The 16757-nt window shown below is 76.5% G+C and carries 12 protein-coding genes and 2 pseudogenes; 8 read left to right on the top strand and 6 right to left on the bottom strand.

Annotation, left to right across the window (positions count from 1 at the left end):
* Positions 1–119 precede the first annotated feature (119 nt).
* Positions 120–1292 carry a hypothetical protein gene (locus tag P9841_RS08555; RefSeq protein ID WP_283321606.1) on the top strand — a complete coding sequence of 391 codons (1173 nt, stop codon included), beginning with the start codon at positions 120–122 and terminating at the stop codon, positions 1290–1292.
* A gap of 12 nt (positions 1293–1304) precedes the next feature.
* Here the strand turns inward: P9841_RS08555 and P9841_RS08550 are convergent, their stop codons facing one another.
* The 5 genes from P9841_RS08550 to P9841_RS08530 form a co-directional block, all read right to left on the bottom strand.
* Positions 1305–2273 carry an alpha/beta hydrolase gene (locus tag P9841_RS08550; protein WP_283321605.1) on the bottom strand — a complete coding sequence of 323 codons (969 nt, stop codon included), beginning with the start codon at positions 2271–2273 and terminating at the stop codon, positions 1305–1307.
* 36 nt (positions 2274–2309) lie between these two features.
* Entirely contained in the window at positions 2310–3272 is a 963-nt protein-coding gene (locus P9841_RS08545; protein WP_283321604.1) for a zinc-binding dehydrogenase, read from the bottom strand.
* 248 nt (positions 3273–3520) lie between these two features.
* Complete coding sequence (locus P9841_RS08540) at positions 3521–4348, bottom strand: maleylpyruvate isomerase N-terminal domain-containing protein (RefSeq protein WP_283321603.1); 828 nt, start codon at positions 4346–4348, stop codon at positions 3521–3523.
* Between the two features lie 34 nt (positions 4349–4382).
* Positions 4383–5555 (bottom strand): homoserine O-acetyltransferase MetX, encoded by a 1173-nt coding sequence (gene metX, locus P9841_RS08535; RefSeq protein WP_502848753.1) that lies wholly within the window; start codon positions 5553–5555, stop codon positions 4383–4385.
* A gap of 89 nt (positions 5556–5644) precedes the next feature.
* Positions 5645–6964 (bottom strand): bifunctional o-acetylhomoserine/o-acetylserine sulfhydrylase, encoded by a 1320-nt coding sequence (locus tag P9841_RS08530; RefSeq protein ID WP_283321602.1) that lies wholly within the window; start codon positions 6962–6964, stop codon positions 5645–5647.
* Positions 6965–7517: 553 nt separating this feature from the next.
* On the opposite strand from P9841_RS08530, the gene P9841_RS08525 reads away from it, so the two are divergent.
* Positions 7518–8924 (top strand): C40 family peptidase, encoded by a 1407-nt coding sequence (locus P9841_RS08525; RefSeq protein WP_283321601.1) that lies wholly within the window; start codon positions 7518–7520, stop codon positions 8922–8924.
* Positions 8925–9001: 77 nt separating this feature from the next.
* Here the strand turns inward: P9841_RS08525 and P9841_RS08520 are convergent, their stop codons facing one another.
* Entirely contained in the window at positions 9002–9499 is a 498-nt protein-coding gene (locus tag P9841_RS08520) for an inorganic diphosphatase (RefSeq protein WP_146835884.1), read from the bottom strand.
* A gap of 172 nt (positions 9500–9671) precedes the next feature.
* Between P9841_RS08520 and dacB the strand changes: the two genes are divergently transcribed.
* The 6 genes and pseudogenes from dacB (at position 9672) to folE (ending at position 16719) form a co-directional block, all read left to right on the top strand.
* Positions 9672–11087, top strand: coding sequence for a D-alanyl-D-alanine carboxypeptidase/D-alanyl-D-alanine endopeptidase (gene dacB / locus P9841_RS08515; protein WP_283321600.1), 1416 nt, complete (start codon positions 9672–9674; stop codon positions 11085–11087).
* A gap of 38 nt (positions 11088–11125) precedes the next feature.
* The gene (locus P9841_RS08510; protein WP_283321599.1) at positions 11126–12127 is read left to right on the top strand and encodes an Rv3626c family coenzyme F420 biosynthesis-associated protein; all 1002 of its coding nucleotides are present in this window, start codon (positions 11126–11128) and stop codon (positions 12125–12127) included.
* 1 nt (position 12128) lies between these two features.
* Positions 12129–13303: pseudogene (tilS, locus tag P9841_RS08505) on the top strand (tRNA lysidine(34) synthetase TilS).
* A gap of 11 nt (positions 13304–13314) precedes the next feature.
* On the top strand, positions 13315–13854 hold the full coding sequence (hpt, locus tag P9841_RS08500; protein ID WP_459349153.1) for a hypoxanthine phosphoribosyltransferase: 540 nt from the start codon (positions 13315–13317) through the stop codon (positions 13852–13854).
* A 138-nt stretch (positions 13855–13992) separates the two neighbouring features.
* Complete coding sequence (ftsH, locus tag P9841_RS08495; RefSeq protein WP_283321596.1) at positions 13993–16080, top strand: ATP-dependent zinc metalloprotease FtsH; 2088 nt, start codon at positions 13993–13995, stop codon at positions 16078–16080.
* A 70-nt stretch (positions 16081–16150) separates the two neighbouring features.
* Positions 16151–16719, top strand: a pseudogene (folE, locus tag P9841_RS08490) (GTP cyclohydrolase I FolE).
* Positions 16720–16757: the final 38 nt, after the last annotated feature.

The raw sequence follows: 16757 nt of genomic DNA, 5'->3' as shown, positions 1-16757 counted from the left end.
GGGATGACAGACTGCCGTGCGGTGGAGCGCGTCCGCGGGCACCGGCGAGGGGCGCCGGCCGCGAGGTCCGCGCCGCGGTGCGGCGGGACGGCGGACGCAGGAAGGGAAGCAGCGTACTGATGGCGATCTTCGAGCTCGACGGCGGCCGCAGCAGTCTCGTCCAGCCGATGCGACCCCGCTCCGACTCGTTCGACGCCGACTCCTCGGCCCTCGTCACCGACCACGTCTCCGCGCTGCTGGGCGAGCAGGTGCTCCCCGTGCGCGAGGGCGGCCCCGGCGGCCCGCACCTGCTGGCGCTCGACGCCTCCGCGCGCCCCGTCGTCGTCGAGGTCGTGCAGCTGCTCGACGAGGCGGCGCTGGTGCGCGCGCTGCGGCACGCGGGCGGCGCCGCGCGCCTGAGCCGGTCGGACCTCGCGCGGATGTACGCCGGCGGCGCGGAGTCGTTCGAGGCCGACCTCGCCGTGTTCCGCGACCGCTCCCCGATCCTCGCGAGCCGCGACACCGCGGCGGGCGTGCGCCTCGTCGTCGTGTGCGCGGACGTGACCGGCGGGCTGCTGGACGCCGTCGACTTCGTCACCGCCGGCCTGCACGTCGAGGTGCTGCGGATGGGCGTGACCCAGGGGCCGGGCGGCCGTCGCTACGTCGACGTGTCGCCGCTGCGCTCGTCCACCGCGGGCGTCCGGCGCGCGGTGGAGCCCGGCCCGCGCACCGGCGCGGTGCAGGTCGCGCCGCCGCCGTCGGCCGCGGTCACGGACCCCACCCCGGTGGTCCCGGCGCCGGCCGACGCCGCGCCGACCCCGTCCGTCGCCGCCGACGGTACCGACGCCGCCGACGGCCCCGGTCCGCGACGGCACGCCGCCGCGGGGGAGCCCGACGCGCAGCGGGACGCCACCGCCCCGGCCGCCCCGGCGCCCGCCGGCCCGCCGACGCCCCGGCCCGCACCGTCGTCGCCGCGCAGCGACGAGACCACGCTCATGCCGCCCGTGCCGCCGGACGGGGGACCGCAGCACCGCGGCGAGGTCGACCACCGCCCGCTGCCCGAGCTCGCCGCGCTCGCGGCCGCCGAGCGTTCGGCGCTGGAGCTCGTGTGGCACCGCGTGCGCCGCGGCCAGCGCCTCACCGCGACGCTGCGCGCCGACGGCCTCATCGAGCTGCCGGGTGGCAGCGTGCACGCCGACCCGGACGACGCGGCGACGGTCGCGGCCGACCTCGAGTCCCCGACGGACGGCTGGCGCGTCTGGCGGTTCGGCGAGGACGGCCCCACGCTGGGCGAGGCGGTCGGCGTCCGCTGACGCGCGCGGCGGTCAGGACCAGCCGTAGGCCGCCGTCCACCGGCTGATCTCGGCGTACAGCCGCGCCCGGACCGGGGCCGGTGACAGCGTGAGGTCGTGCAGCCCGCCGGCGATCCGCACCACGGACACGACCGGCCCGAGCTGGACGGCGCGCCGCGCCAGCAGCTCCACGTCGAGCACCACGTCGGCGGCGCGCATGTCCTCGCTCCACCGCGGGCTGATGACCGTGCGGTCCGACGCGAGCATCAGCACCGGCCGCCGGATGTGCAGCCCCCGCGCGACCTCCGCGTGACCGTCGAGGATCGCCGCGAGCCACCCCGGCCGGACGGGGAACGACCGGGCCGGGCGCCACGCGTCCTCGTACGTCCACTCGCCCCCGTCGGCGCTCCGCAGCGTGCGTGCGTAGTACCCGGGGTCGATGTTCGGCAGCGGTGCCTTGGGCTGCAGGCGCGCCAGGCGCGCGATCGCGGGGGCGCTGACGTGCCGGGCGACGGCCGCGCCCTGGAGCTCCAGCCACGGGCTGTTGAGGACGAGGCCGTGGAACCGGCCCGGGTGCCGGTTCGCCCACAGGACGCTGATGAGACCGCCCGTCGAGTGGCCCATGAGCATCACGCGCGCGAACCGGCCGAGGTCGCGGTGCACCTGCTCCAGGGCGACCTCGATGTCCTCGTCGTAGGTCCGCAGGTCGTCGACGTAGCCGGGCGTCTGGTGCGGGCGCAGGCTGCGGCCGTACTTGCGCAGGTCGAGGGCGTAGAACGCGGCGCCCTGCGCGTGCCAGAACTCCGCGAGCCCGGTCTGGAAGAAGTAGTCGGACCACCCGTGCAGGTACAGCACCGCACGGGACGGGCGCACCGGCTCCGGCGTCGGGGGCGCGTACCGCACGAGGCTGGCGACGACCTCGCCCTCGTCGTCGGGCGCGAGCTCCAGGGTCCGCACGCGGTAGCCGTCGCCCAGGACGTCCGGCTGCCAGCGACCCGCCATGCGCCCTCCTCCGTCGTGGGCGCGCGGCCCGGTGCCTCAGACCTCCGCGACGACCTTCCCGAACTGCTCGCCGCGTGCCAAGCGTGCCAGCCCCTCGCCGACCCGGGCCAGCGGGACGGTCGAGTCCACGACGGGCCGGATGCCGGTGCGGGCGAGGAACCCCAGCAGCTGCTCGAGGTCCAGGCGGGAGCCCATGGTGGCGCCGAGCACCGCGATCTCCAGGAAGAACAGCCGCTGGATCTCCATCGCCGCGGGGTCCCCGGTGGTCGCGCCGGCCACCACGATCGTCCCGCCGGGACGCACCGAGCGGACCGAGTGCGACCAGGTCGCCGCGCCGACGGTCTCGATCACGAGGTCGACGCGGACGGGCAGCCGCTCCCCGGGCGCCACGGCCCCGGCGGCGCCGAGCGTCAGCGCCCGCTCGCGCCGGGAGGCGTCGCGGCTCGTCACCCAGACCTCCAGCCCCGCGGCGGACGCCAGCCGGACCGCGGCCGTCGCGACGCCGCCCCCGGCGCCCTGCACGAGCACGCGCTGGCCGGGCTGGGCGCCACCGGTGCGGAACAGCATCCGGTACGCGGTCAGCCACGCCGTGGGCACGCACGCGGCCTCGGCCCAGGACAGCTCCGCGGGCTTCGGCACGAGGTTCCAGGTGGGGACCGCGACCTGCTCGGCGAGGGTCCCGGGGTAGCGCTCGGACAGCAGGGAGCGGGGCTCGTCGGGCCCGACGCCGTGGCCGGAGTCGCCGCCGACCACCGCGTGCACCACGACCTCGCGGCCGTCCGCCGTCACGCCCGCCGCGTCGGTGCCGAGCACCATCGGCAGCTGCTCGGCCCGCAGCCCGACGCCGCGCAGCGACCACAGGTCGTGCTGGTTGAGCGCGGCCGCCCGGACGTCCACCGTGGTCCAGTGCGTGCGGGGCTCCGGTGCGGGCAGGTCCCCGACGACCAGGCCGGCGAGCGGCTCCTCGGGCGCGAACCGGTTGACGTAGGCAGCGAGCACGCCCCCAACCTAACCACGCGCGCGGGCCCGCGCGGGCGCGATCCCGCCCGGTCCGGCCGCCCGGGCGCCCGAGAAGCCAGGACACGCCCGGGATCCGCGGGGCCGCTCGGCGTGTCCTGGCTTCTCGGCGAGCGTGGCCGGGGGCTGGGCTGGGCGGGGCTGGGCTGGGCGGGCGCGCGGGCCGTGCGTGCGCGGGTCCGGACCGTGCGTGCGCGGGTCCGGGCGTGCGGGAGCGGGTGCGGGGGGGGTCAGAGCAGCGGGAGCATGCGTCCCAGGTCCGGGACCGCGTCCGAGGGGAACCGCGGCGCGAGGGCGGACGCGAGCACGTCCACGTCGTACGGGACCCGGCCGGCCGCGAGGCGCACCCAGGTCAGCGGGCGCACCACTTCCAGGTCCCAGCCGCCGCGGGCGCGCACGATGGCCAGGAGCTCCTGCGCGACGAGGTCGAGGGCGTCGCCGTCGAGCGGCCCCCCGGAGGTGACGCCGTCGCCGAGGCCGCCGGCCGGTCCCAGACCTCCGGGCACGCCGGGGAGCGGCCCGACGCCGTCGCCGAGCTCGGCGCGCGAACCCGGCGCGGCGCCCCGGGTGCGTGCGAGGGACCGCTGGAGGTCGTCCGCGTGCACCACGAGCTCGGTGATCCGGGACGTGAGCATGGTGGACAGCAGCACGGGTCCCCGGCGCGCCTGCACCACCTGGTCGGCGGGGCCGAGGTCGGCGACGTGGCGCAAGGCCTGGCGCACGAGGTCGTCGACGTGCCGCAGCGGGTCGTCGGCGATCTGCGCGGCGAGCTCGCGCGTGACCCGGTCGATGTCCGCGGCGCGGCCCGCGTACGTGCCGAGGTACTCGCCGAGCGTCAGCGGGACGGTCCCCGGGGGCGCGGGCTCGCAGGCGGTCAGCGCGCCCATCGCCCGGCCGAGGTGCGCGACGAGGTCCGCGACCGTCCAGCCGTCGAGGATGCTCGGGGCGCCGCCGTCGCCGGCCGCGACCACGTCCCCGACCCAGGCGCGCAGCGTGTCCCACTGCCGGCGCAGCACGGCCTCGCGCTCGGTGACGTCCCCGGTCCTGGTGGCTGCCATGGGCACAGGGTGCCACGGCCGGTGCGTCGCCGGCTCAGCCCTCCAGGTGCGCGCGCACGAGCGGGCCGAGCTGGTCGTGCTCGATGAGGAACCCGTCGTGGCCGTACGGGGTGTGCAGCGTGCGGACCGGGCCGGAGCCGGGGATGCCGGCGGCGATGCGGGCGGACTGCTCGGGCAGGAACAGCCGGTCGGAGTCCACGGCGACGACGAGCGTGCGGGCGGTGACGGTCGCGAGCGCCGCCTCGACGCCGCCGCGGTCGCGGCCGAGGTCGTGCGTGATCATCGAGCGCGTCAGCACCGCGTACGTGTTCGCGTCGAACCGGCGGGCGAGCTTGTCGCCGTGGTGGTCGAGGTAGGACTGCACCGCGAACCGCCCGCCCTCGAGCGGCTCCTCGCCGCCCTGCGGGATCCGGCCGAAGCGCTGGTCGAGCTCGGTGGCGCTGCGGTACGTCTGGTGGGCGATCTGCCGCGCGAGGCCGAGACCCACGTGCGGCCCCTCCCCGTCGGGCGCGTCGTAGTAGTCCCCGCCGCGGAACCGCGGGTCGGCGGCGAGCGCCGCGAGCTGGGTGTGGAACGAGGCGATCTGGTCGCCGGAGGTCTGCGCGGTCGTCGCGATCGCGGCGAGCCCCCGCACCCGGGACGGCGCGGTGACGGCCCACTCGAGCGCGCGCTGGCCGCCCATCGAGGCGCCGACGACGAGCGCCCACGACCCGACGCCGAGCGCGTCGGCGAGCCGGACCTCCGCGGCCACCTGGTCCCGGACCGTCAGGTGCGGGAACCGGCTGCCCCACGGCCGGCCGTCCGGGGCCGCGGTGGCCGGCCCGGTGCTGCCCTGGCAGCCGCCGAGGACGTTCGGCGCGACGACGAACCAGCGGTCCGTGTCGATCGGCGCCCCGGGGCCCACGAGCGTCGACCACCAGCCCGGGGTCGGGTGGCCCGGCCCGGCCGGGCCCGTCACGTGCGAGTCGCCGGTCAGGGCGTGCAGCACGAGCACCGCGTTCGAGCCGTCGGGCGCGAGGGTGCCCCAGGTCTCGTACGCGAGCCGGACGCCCGGCAGGCGGCCGCCGGCCTCGAGGTCGAGCGGGCCGAGGTCGGCGAACTGCCGCCGGCCGACGGGGTCCCCCTCGCGCCAGGCGGACGACGCGCGCGGCGGGCCGTCGGGCAGGGCGCGGCGGCGGGGCTGGCGGGTGGTGCGGTGCTCGGGCACGTCGGACCGTCCTGACGCGGGCGCGCCGACGGGCGCCGTGGGGGTCACGGCGCCCGTCGGACGGGTGGTGGCGGAGGTCACGGCGGTGCTCAGGCCCCCTTGGCGGCGCGGAACCCGGCGTCGAGGTCGGCGAGGATGTCCTCGATCCCCTCCAGGCCGACGGCGAGCCGGACCAGGCCCGGCGTGACGCCGGACAGCGCCTGCTCCTCGGGCGTGAGCTGGCTGTGGGTGGTCGACGCGGGGTGGATGACGAGCGAGCGCACGTCGCCGATGTTCGCGACGTTGGAGTGGAGCTCCAGCGCGGAGACGAACGCCTGCCCGGCCTCGGCCCCGCCGGCGATCTCGAACGCCAGCACCGCGCCCGTGCCGCGCGGCCCGTACTTGCGGCCGAGCTCGTACTGGGGGTGGGACGGCAGGCCGGCGTACGTCACGGAGAGCACGTCGTCGCGCGCCTCCAGCCACTCGGCGACCTTCTGGGCGTTCGCGACGTGCCGCTCGACGCGCAGCGACAGCGTCTCGAGGCCCTGCGCGATGAGGAACGCGTTGAACGGGCTGATCGCCGCGCCGAGGTCGCGCAGCAGCTGGACCCGCGCGCGCAGGACGTAGGAGAGGTTGACGCCGAAGGCGCCGTCCTTGCCGAGGTCCCGGGCGAACACCAGGCCGTCGTACGACGGGTCGGGCTGGTTGAACGAGGGGTAGCGCTCCGGGTCGGTGCCGTAGTCGAACGTGCCGCCGTCGACGATCACGCCGCCGATCGCGGTCCCGTGACCCCCGAGGTACTTGGTGGCGGAGTGCACGACGACGTCCGCGCCCCACTCCAGCGGCCGGATCAGGTACGGCGTCGCGACGGTGTTGTCGACGATGAGGGGGACGCCGGAGTCGTGGGCGATGCCGGCGACGGTCTCGATGTCGAGCACGTCCTGCTTCGGGTTGGGCACCGTCTCGGCGTAGAACGCCTTGGTGTTCGGGCGCACGGCGTCGCGCCAGGCCTGCGGGTCGTGCGGGTCGGTGACGAACGTCGTCTCGATGCCGAAGCGGGGCAGCGTGTGGTGCAGCAGGTTGTAGGTGCCGCCGTACAGGGACGGGCTGGCGACGATGTGGCTGCCGGCCTCGGCGATGTTGAGGATCGCGTAGGTCTCGGCGGCCTGGCCGGAGGCGAGCAGCAGCGCGCCGACGCCGCCCTCGAGCGAGGCGATCCGGTCCTCGACGGCCTGGACCGTCGGGTTGCCGATGCGGGTGTAGATCGGGCCGAGGTCCTTGAGGGCGAACCGGTCGGCCGCCACGCCCGCGTCGGGGAAGACGTAGGACGTGGTCTGGTAGATCGGCAGGGCGCGGGCGCCGGTGGCGGCGTCGGGCGTCTGGCCGGCGTGGATCTGGCGGGTCTCGAACGACCACTGGGGCTGGCTCATGGCGGGGCTCCTGGCTGGGTGGGCTGGTGGGGCGGGGGACGGCGGCGCACGCGCGTCGTGCCAGGAGAGGGTCCGGGCCGGGGGTGCCGGTGTGCGGCTGCCCCGGTGCGACGGTCGGTGTCGCGTCAGCGGGGGAGCCGGGGCCGCGGGCCGGTGGACCGGTCTGCGGGCACAGCCGAGCGTGCGCTGGTCAGCGACACATTCGGCGGGACATGGCGCCACAGTACGGAGCGGCGGGGCGCCTGCGGAACAGGTGTCTCACACTCCGAGACAGGCGTCCGCGTGGTGGATGCGGGGGCCGTGCGGCGGGGCCGCCGCCCGTCCCGTGATGCCGCTGGTGAGGCGCCTGCGTGCTCCGAGCGGGTGATTGTGCCCCCGGGGTGTCCGGTTCGTCCCGAACCACGCCGATGTGACTCGTGTGAACGGTGTGACTGGTGTTCACTTCTGTGAATCCAGCCGGTAGCGTTCCCGCGGGGCGCGCCGGACGGTGGCGCCCCGGATCGGACCCGCCCTCCCGGGGCGCGGGAGGCGTGGACGACGAGAGGCGGACGACGTGCGGACGACAGGACGGGTGCGGCTGGCCCGCGCCGCCACCGCGGCGGTCGCCGCGGCGCTGCTGCTCCTGCCCGCCGGCGGTGCCGCGGTCGCCGACCCCGACGTCAGCGACCAGGACGTGCGCGACGCCCGGCGCGCCGTGACGAGCGCCGCGGGCGCCGTCGCCGACATGGAGGTGCGGCTCGCCGAGCTCAGCACCCGCGCGCAGGCCGCGCAGGTCGCGGTCCAGCAGGCCGGCGAGACCTACGCCCAGGCCCAGGCCGACCTCGCCTCCGCCCAGCAGGACGCCGCGCGCGCCGCCGAGCAGTACGACCAGGCACGCGAGCAGTTCGCCTCGGCGCGCTCGACGCTGGTCGCGATCGCCCGCGAGGCCGCGCGGTCCGGCGGGTCGATGGACACCGTGCAGTCGCTGCTGTCGGCCGACGGGTTCCAGGACGTCGTGTCCCGCAACGAGGCGCTGTCGCACGTCAGCGACAAGGCCGACCAGGCGGTGCAGACCTACCTCGCCGCGCAGCAGGTCGCCGACACCCTCCAGCGCGCTGCCGAGCAGGCCGAGGCCGCCCAGGAGTCCGCCGCCGCCGACGCGCAGCAGGCGCTCGACGCCGCCGAGCAGGCGCAGACGGACGCCGACACGCAGGTCGCCGCCGCGCAGACCGAGCGGCAGTCGCTCATCGTGCAGCTCGCGGCGGCCCGCAACACCAGCGCCGAGGTCGAGCAGGCGCGCCAGGACCAGATCGACGCGGAGCGCCGCGAGCGCGAGGAGGCCGCGGCGCGCGCCGAGCGCACCGAGGAGCCGAGCGCCCCGCCGGCGTCCGGCGGCACCGGCGGCGGGACGGACGGTGCGGGTACCGGCGGCGGCACCGCCGCCCCGTCGACCCCGAGCACGCCGTCGACCCCGAGCACCCCGTCGACGCCCAGCACGCCGTCGACGCCCGCGAACCCGAGCGCCCCGTCGACCCCGACCCGGCCCACGACGCCGAGCCAGCCGAGCACGCCCGCGACGCCGCCCGCCGGCGGCGGGTCGTCCGCCGGCACCACGTCCGGCGCCGAGGCCGCGATCGCCTGGGCCCGGGCCCGGCTCGGCGTGCCCTACCAGTGGGGCGGCACCGGCCCGAGCGGCTACGACTGCTCCGGCCTCACGCAGGGCGCCTGGGCCGCGGGCGGCGTGAGCCTCAACCGCACGTCGCGCGACCAGTACCGGCAGGTCAAGAAGATCTCGTACGACCAGCTCCGGCCGGGTGACCTGGTGTTCTGGGGCTCGGACCCGAACGACGCGTCCTCGATCTACCACGTCGCCATGTACATCGGCGGCGGCCAGATCATCGAGGCCCCGCGCCCGGGCAAGACCGTGCAGATCTCCCCGATGCGGTACGCGTCGTCGATGGCGTACGCCGGCCGCCCCTGACGTCCCGCCTCCCCGGGCGCCGGGGACCCGCGCACGGCTGAGGCCCGGCACCCCAGGGTGCCGGGCCTCCCGCCTGCTCAGTGCTGGTCGTACCCCGCGTCGATCGCCCGCTGGCGCGAGCGCTCGATCTCGGCCTCGGCCTCGGCGCGGCCGACCCAGTGGGCGCCCTCGACGGACTTGCCGGGCTCGAGGTCCTTGTAGACCTCGAAGAAGTGCTGGATCTCCAGGCGGTGGAAGTCGGACACGTCGTCGATGTCCTGCCGCCACGCGGCCCGCTGGTCGCCCGTCGGGACGCACAGCACCTTGTCGTCGCCGCCCGCCTCGTCGCGCATGCGGAACATGCCGAGCGCGCGGCAGCGGATCAGGCAGCCGGGGAAGGTCGGCTCCTCGAGCAGGACGAGGGCGTCGAGCGGGTCCCCGTCCTCGCCGAGCGTGCCGTCGATGAAGCCGTAGTCGTCGGGGTAGCGCGTCGAGGTGAACAGCATGCGGTCCAGCCGGATGCGGCCGGTCGCGTGGTCCACCTCGTACTTGTTGCGCTGGCCCTTCGGGATCTCGATCGTGACGTCGAACTCCACACCCGCTCCTTCGTCGCCGCCCGGCCGGCCCCCTGGCCGGCCGCGACGGGCAGCTGATCACGACGACGGTCCCAGGTGGCGGTCCGTCGCACTTCAGTCCCCTAGTGTGACGCACGGACGGCGGGGATCCACCCGCGGCGCGGACGGTGGTCGACGGGAGGCGGACGGGCCGGTGGCACGGGCGGGGAGGACGGTCGGCACGGCGGCGCTCGTGGTGCTGATCGCGGGCGGTGCCTACGCCACCGCCGACGCGTACGACGTGGTGCCCGGGGTGGTGACGCTGGCCCCCGAGGTCGCCCCCGCGGCCCCGTTCCCGACCGCGCCTGCGGCCGGTGCGCCGGCCACGGGCGCGCAGGTGCTGGCGGACCTGGACGCGGCGGCCCCGCTGCCGGAGTCGGCCACCGTGCAGGGCATGCTCGACGGGCTCGCCTCCGACCCGCGCCTCGGCCCCTCGGTCGGCGCGGTGGTGGCGGACGCGCTCACGGGCGAGGTGCTCGCCGAGCACCGCCCGGGAGGGGCCCGCACGCCCGCCTCGACCGCCAAGCTGGTCACCGGCGTCGCGGCCCTCACCGAGCTCGGGCCGGACCGCACGTTCGACACCACCGTGCGCCAGGGGCCGGGCGACCTCGTGGTGCTGACCGGCGGCGGCGACATGATGCTCGCGGCCGGGAAGGGCGACCCGGACGCCGTGAACGGCCGCGCCGGGCTGGCCGACCTGGCCGACCAGGTGGCTGCGAAGCTCCGCCTCGCCGGCCGGGACAGCGCCACGGTCGCGCTCGACACGACGCTGTTCTCCGGCCCGGAGCTCGCCCCGGGGTGGGACGAGGCGGACGTGTCCATGGGCTACGTCGCGCCCGTCGCCCCGCTGGCCGTCGACGTCGCGAAGATGTCCGAGGGCGAGTACCCGCCCCGCTACCCGGACCCGGCCCTGCACGCCGGCCGCGTCTTCGCGCAGCGGCTCGCCGACGCCGGGATCACGGTCACCGGTGACGTGACGTGGGTGGACGCCTCCGCGACCGGTGACGTGCTCGGCACGGTCGAGTCCGCCCCCGTCGCCGAGGTGGCGCAGTACTTCCTCGACACGTCGGACAACACGATCACCGAGGTCGTCGCGCGCATGGTGGCCGTCGAGCTCGGGCTGCCCGGCTCGTTCGAGGGCGCCACGAAGGCCGTGCTCCGCACTGCGTCGGCGCTCGGCGTGGACACGTCCGGCGCGGTGCTCGCGGACGCGTCCGGCCTCGCGGAGGGCTCCGCGCTGCCGCCCCGGATGCTCCTCGGGCTGCTCGAGCTCGTCATCGACCCCGCCCACCCCGAGCTGCGCGAGGTGGGCACCGGGATGCCGGTCGGCGGCCTCACCGGGACGCTCACCCACCGGTTCGCCGACGGCGCCGCGACGGGCCTCGTCCGCGCGAAGACGGGCAGCCTGAAGAACGTCACGTCGCTCGCCGGGACGGTGCTGGACGCCGACGGCCGCCTGCTGCTGTTCGTCCTCATGGCCGACCGGACCGGGGCGGTCGGGCAGGAGCAGCCGCGCGCCGCGCTCGACGGCTTCGTCGACGGGCTCGCGGGGTGCGGCTGCCGGGGATGACCCCGCGGCCCGGCGCCGCGGGTGGTTACCGTGGTGCGGTGCAGCCCGCCGTCGACTGGGACCTGGCCGCCCGGCTCGCCGCCCGCGCGGTGCGGACCGGGCCGGAGGCGACGCGGGCCGAGCGCGAGGACGTCGTCGCCGCGCTGCGGGCGGCCGCACCCGTGGCCGGCGCGCACGTCGCCCGCCTGACGCGGCTCGTCCCGGCGGCACCGGCCGCGGACCTCGTGCACGACGTGCGCGTGGTCGACCGGGCGTCGTGGGCCCGGGCGAACGTCCGGTCGCTGCGGTCCCTGGCGGAGCGCGCCGGCGTCCCCGCCGCCCAGGGCGTCCGCGCGACCGCCGGGGCCGGGCAGGTCGCGGCCGTGCTGGGCCTGCTCTCCGGCTCGGTGCTCGGGCAGTACGACCCGTGGCACCCGCCCGGGACGCTGCTGCTCGTCGCGCCGAACGTGCTGGCCGTCGAGCGCGCGCTCCGGCTGGACCCGGCGGACTTCCGGCTCTGGGTGACGCTGCACGAGCAGACCCACGCGCTCCAGTTCGCCGCGGCGCCCTGGCTGACGGACCACCTCGCGGCACGGGTGGCGGCGCTGCTCGAGGACGACGAGCGCCCGCCCCGCCGGCGGCCCGGGACGTCCCGCGACCGTGCCGGGGGCGGCAGGTCGGTGCTCGACCTGCTCGATCCGCGGCAGCGTGGCGTCGTCGACGAGGTCGGTGCCGTGATGGCGCTGCTCGAGGGCCACGCCGACGTGACGATGGACGCGGCGGGGCGCGGCGCGGTCCCGTCCGTGCGGCGGATCCGGCGCCGGTTCGAGGCGCGCCGCTCGGGGGCACCCGGCACCGCCGCGATGCGCCGCGTGCTGCGGGCGCTGCTCGGCATGGACGTCAAGCTCGCGCAGTACCGGGACGGCGCCGCGTTCGTGCGGGCCGTGCGCCGCAGCGTCGGGACCGACGGTCTGAACGCCGTGTGGACCGGCGCGCAGGCCCTCCCCACGGCGGCGGAGATCGCGGACCCCGCCGCCTGGGTGCGGCGGGTGCACGGCTGACGTGGCCGGCCCCCACCCGGCGGTCGCCGCCACCCGGTCGGCCGTCGCCGCGTCCGTCGCGGACCTGCCCGACGGCGCGCGGGTGCTCGTCGCGTGCTCCGGCGGCCCCGACTCGCTCGCGCTGGCGGCGGCCACCGCGTTCGTCGCGACGGCGGGCGGGCGCGGGCGCCTGCGGGCGGGCGCCGTGGTGGTCGACCACGGGCTCCAGCCCGGGAGCGCCGACGTCGCGTCGCGCGCCGCCGCGGCCTGCCGGCGGCTGGGGCTCGACCCGGTGGAGGTCGTCGCGGTCGACGTGACCGGACCCGGCGGCCCCGAGGCCGCCGCGCGTGCGGCACGCACCGGCGCCCTGGAGTCCGCGGCCGGGCGGCTCGGCGCGGCGGCCGTCCTGCTCGGGCACACCCGGGACGACCAGGCCGAGGGCGTGCTGCTCGGGCTGGCGCGCGGCTCCGGGGCGCGGTCGCTCGCCGGGATGGCGCCCGTGCGCGGGCTGCTGCGCCGGCCGCTGCTGGCCGTGACGCGGGCGCAGACCGTCGCGGCGTGCGCGGCGCTCGGCCTCGACCCCTGGCACGACCCCACGAACGCCGGCGCGGCGCCCGGCGACCCCCGGCGGTCCCGGGTGCGGGCCCACGTCATGCCGGTGCTGGAGCGCGAGCTCGGCCCCGGCGTCGCGGCGGCGCTCGCGCGCTCGGCGGAGCTGCTGCGCGAGGACGCCGACGCGCTGGACGCGCTCGCGCGGCGGCGCTGCTCGACCGGGCGCGGGCGGGCGCGGCGGGCGTCGACGACCCCGGGCGCGACGGCGCCGGGCGCGACGCCGGGTCGGCGGTGCCCGGCCCCGCCGTCGTGCCCGACCCCGCCGTGGTGCTCGACGTCGCCGTCCTCGCCGCCGCCCCGGCCGCGCTGCGCGCCCGCGCCCTGCGCACCGCCGCGGTCCTGGCGGGCTCCCCGCCCGGCGCCCTGGCCGCCACCCACGTCCGGGCCGTCGACGCGCTCGTGACCGCGTGGCGCGGCCAGGGCCCGGTGCACCTGCCCGGGCGCGTCGAGGCCTCCCGCACGTGTGGCAGGCTTGCGCTGCGCGCCGCACCCCCGGCCGAGCCCGGGGACGACGACGGCGCGCGAGGCACCGACGGGGCCGGCGAGCCGGCCGAGGCGACACAGCGAGGAGACCGGCACCGGTGAACGCCGACGACATGGGCGCGGACCTGGAGCGCGTGCTCCTGACCGAGGAGCAGCTCGGCGCCCGCCTGGACGAGATCGCCGCGCAGATCGACGCGGACTACGCCGGCCAGGAGATCCTGCTGGTCGGCGTGCTCAAGGGGGCCGTCATGGTGATGGCCGACCTGGCCCGCCGCATCAGCACCCCGCTGGCGATGGACTGGATGGCGGTGTCGTCCTACGGGTCGGGCACCAAGTCCTCCGGCGTCGTGCGCATCCTCAAGGACCTCGACGCGGACCTCACGGGCCGGCACGTGCTGGTCGTGGAGGACATCATCGACTCCGGCCTGACGCTGTCGTGGCTGCTGGCGAACCTGCGCAGCCGCGGCCCGGCCACCGTCGAGATCGCGACGATGCTCCGCAAGCCCGACGCCGCCAAGGTCGAGGTCGACGTCCGGTACGTCGGGTTCGACATCCCGAACGAGTTCGTCGTGGGCTACGGCCTGGACTACGCGGAGAAGTACCGGAACTTGCCGTTCGTCGGCACGCTCGCGCCGCACGTCTACGCGTCCTGACGGCGCCGGGGCGCCGCGGAGCCCGGGGCGGGAGTCCCGCCCTGGGCGAACACGCGCCGTCCGCGTCAGATCCACCGTGTAACTTCGGAGCCTCCACCCCTGCGACCGGAGGGACGGGGGGCACGCCCCCGTCTGCCCATGACACTCAAGCGCCTCACCCGCGGACCCGTCCTGTGGATCATCCTGGCCGTCCTGATGCTGTGGATCGGGGCGAGCGCCTTCATGGGGTCCGGCGTGCAGCGGATCGACACCTCCGACGGCCTCGAGCTCATCCGCGACGACAAGGTCGAGCAGGCGCGCATCACGGAGGGCGCGCAGCGGGTCGACCTCACGCTCAAGGACGACTTCGTCAAGGACGAGCAGAACCTCGGCAAGGACGTGCAGTTCTACTACGTCGTGCCGCAGGGGCCGGCCGTGGTGGAGGCGATCGCGGACGCCGACCCGTCCGGCGGCTACACCTCGGACGTCCCGCAGCAGTCGTGGTGGGCGAGCCTGCTCGGGGTGATGCTGCCGTTCATCATCATCCTGGCGCTGTTCTGGTTCCTCATGTCGTCCATGCAGGGCGGCGGCTCGCGGGTGATGTCGTTCGGCAAGTCCAAGGCCAAGCTGGTGTCGAAGGAGTCGCCGCAGGTCACGTTCGCGGACGTCGCCGGCGTGGACGAGGCGGTCGAGGAGCTCCAGGAGATCAAGGAGTTCCTGTCGGAGCCGTCGAAGTTCCAGGCGGTCGGCGCGAAGATCCCGAAGGGCGTCCTGCTGTACGGCCCTCCCGGGACGGGCAAGACGCTGCTCGCGCGCGCCGTCGCGGGCGAGGCGGGCGTGCCGTTCTACTCGATCTCCGGCTCGGACTTCGTCGAGATGTTCGTCGGCGTCGGCGCGAGCCGCGTGCGCGACCTGTTCGAGCAGGCCAAGCAGAACGCCCCCGCGATCATCTTCATCGACGAGATCGACGCCGTCGGCCGGCACCGCGGCGCGGGCATGGGCGGCGGGCACGACGAGCGCGAGCAGACCCTCAACCAGATGCTGGTCGAGATGGACGGCTTCGACGTCAAGACGAACGTCATCCTCATCGCGGCGACCAACCGTCCCGACATCCTCGACCCCGCCCTGCTGCGCCCCGGCCGGTTCGACCGCCAGGTGTCCGTCGAGGCGCCGGACCTCAAGGGCCGCGAGCGCATCCTCCAGGTGCACGCGCAGGGCAAGCCGATGGCCACGGACGTCGACCTCGGCGCGGTCGCGCGCCGCACGCCCGGGTTCACCGGCGCGGACCTCGCGAACGTGCTGAACGAGGCGGCGCTGCTCACCGCGCGCTCCAACGCGCAGATCGTCGACAACCGCGCGCTGGACGAGGCGATCGACCGCGTGATCGCCGGCCCGCAGAAGCGCACGCGCGTCATGAACGTCAAGGAGCAGAAGATCACCGCGTACCACGAGGGCGGCCACGCCCTGGTCGCGGCGGCGCTCCGGTACACCGACCCGGTCACGAAGGTGACGATCCTGCCGCGCGGACGGGCCCTGGGCTACACGATGGTCATGCCCACGGAGGACAAGTACTCGACCACGCGCAACGAGCTGCTCGACCAGCTCGCGTACGCGATGGGCGGCCGCGTGGCCGAGGAGCTCGTGTTCCACGACCCGACGACGGGTGCGAGCAACGACATCGAGAAGGCCACGGCGACCGCGCGCAAGATGGTCACCCAGTTCGGCATGAGCGAGCGGGTCGGCGCGGTCAAGCTCGGCCAGGACGGCAGCGAGCCGTTCGTGGGCCGCGACATGGGCCACGGGCGCGACTACTCCGAGACGGTGGCCGGCACGGTCGACGTCGAGGTGCGCCGCCTCATGGACGCCGCGCACACCGAGGCGTGGGAGATCCTCGTCGAGTACCGGGACGTCCTGGACCGGCTGGTGCTGGAGCTGCTCGAGAAGGAGACGCTCAACCAGGCGGAGCTCGAGCAGATCTTCGCGCCGATCACCAAGCGGCCGCCGCGCGACGTGTGGCTGTCCAGCGAGCAGCGCGCCGTGTCGGACCGCCCGCCGGTGCTCACCCCGTCGGAGAAGGCCGCGCAGAACGGCTCCGTGGTGCCGCAGGACGAGGCCGCCGCCGCGAAGGACGAGCACCCGGCGGTCGGCGTCGTCGAGGTGCCGCCGGGCCAGACCCCGGACGTGGGACCCGCGAGCTCCGAGGCGGCCCCGGACGCGCCCGGTCCCGACGCCGGGCCGCGGGCCTGACGGGACGGGTGCGACCGTGACCGGCGCGGACGGGTCCCGCGCGGGCGACGACCGGCGGGCACCGCGCGAGGTGCCGCCGTACGACGCCCCGCGCGCGGAGGCGGCGATCCGCGAGCTGCTGCTGGCGGTGGGGAGGACCCCGACCGCGACGGCCTGCGGGACACCCCGGCGCGCGTCGCCCGGGCGTACCAGGAGATCTTCGCGGGCCTGCGCCAGGACCCGAAGGACGTGCTCAGCGCGACCTTCGACATCGGGCACGAGGAGATGGTCCTGGTCAAGGACATCGAGGTGTACTCGACGTGCGAGCACCACCTCGTCCCGTTCCACGGCGTCGCCCACATCGGCTACATCCCGGGCGCCTCCGGCCGGGTGACCGGGCTGTCCAAGCTCGCCCGGCTGGTCGACGTGTACGCCCGCCGGCCGCAGGTGCAGGAGCGGATGACCGGGGAGATCGCCGACGCGCTCGTGGAGGTCCTCCAGCCCCGGGGCGTCCTCGTGGTCGTGCAGTGCGAGCACCTGTGCATGTCGATGCGCGGGGTCCGCAAGCCCGGCTCGCGCACGGTGACGTCGGCCGTGCGCGGCCAGATGCGGAACCCGGCGACGCGCGCCGAGGCGATGAGCCTCGTGCTGGGTCGCTGAGCCCCGCGGCCGTCGACGGCAACGGGTCCGGCACCCCC

It is taken from the genome of Cellulomonas sp. ES6, assembly GCF_030053835.1.
GTDB lineage: Bacteria > Actinomycetota > Actinomycetes > Actinomycetales > Cellulomonadaceae > Cellulomonas.
This window is presented reverse-complemented; position numbering and strand designations above follow the sequence as displayed.

Excerpts from the sequence above, each read along its gene's own strand:
- hpt (WP_459349153.1), top strand. The coding sequence starts at position 13,315 with ATGGGCGCGGACCTGGAGCGCGTGCTCCTGACCGAGGAGCAGCTCGGC.
- P9841_RS08540 (WP_283321603.1), bottom strand. The coding sequence starts at position 4,348 with ATGGCAGCCACCAGGACCGGGGACGTCACCGAGCGCGAGGCCGTGCTG.
- P9841_RS08530 (WP_283321602.1), bottom strand. The coding sequence starts at position 6,964 with ATGAGCCAGCCCCAGTGGTCGTTCGAGACCCGCCAGATCCACGCCGGC.
- P9841_RS08550 (WP_283321605.1), bottom strand. The coding sequence starts at position 2,273 with ATGGCGGGTCGCTGGCAGCCGGACGTCCTGGGCGACGGCTACCGCGTG.
- ftsH (WP_283321596.1), top strand. The coding sequence starts at position 13,993 with ATGACACTCAAGCGCCTCACCCGCGGACCCGTCCTGTGGATCATCCTG.
- P9841_RS08555 (WP_283321606.1), top strand. The coding sequence starts at position 120 with ATGGCGATCTTCGAGCTCGACGGCGGCCGCAGCAGTCTCGTCCAGCCG.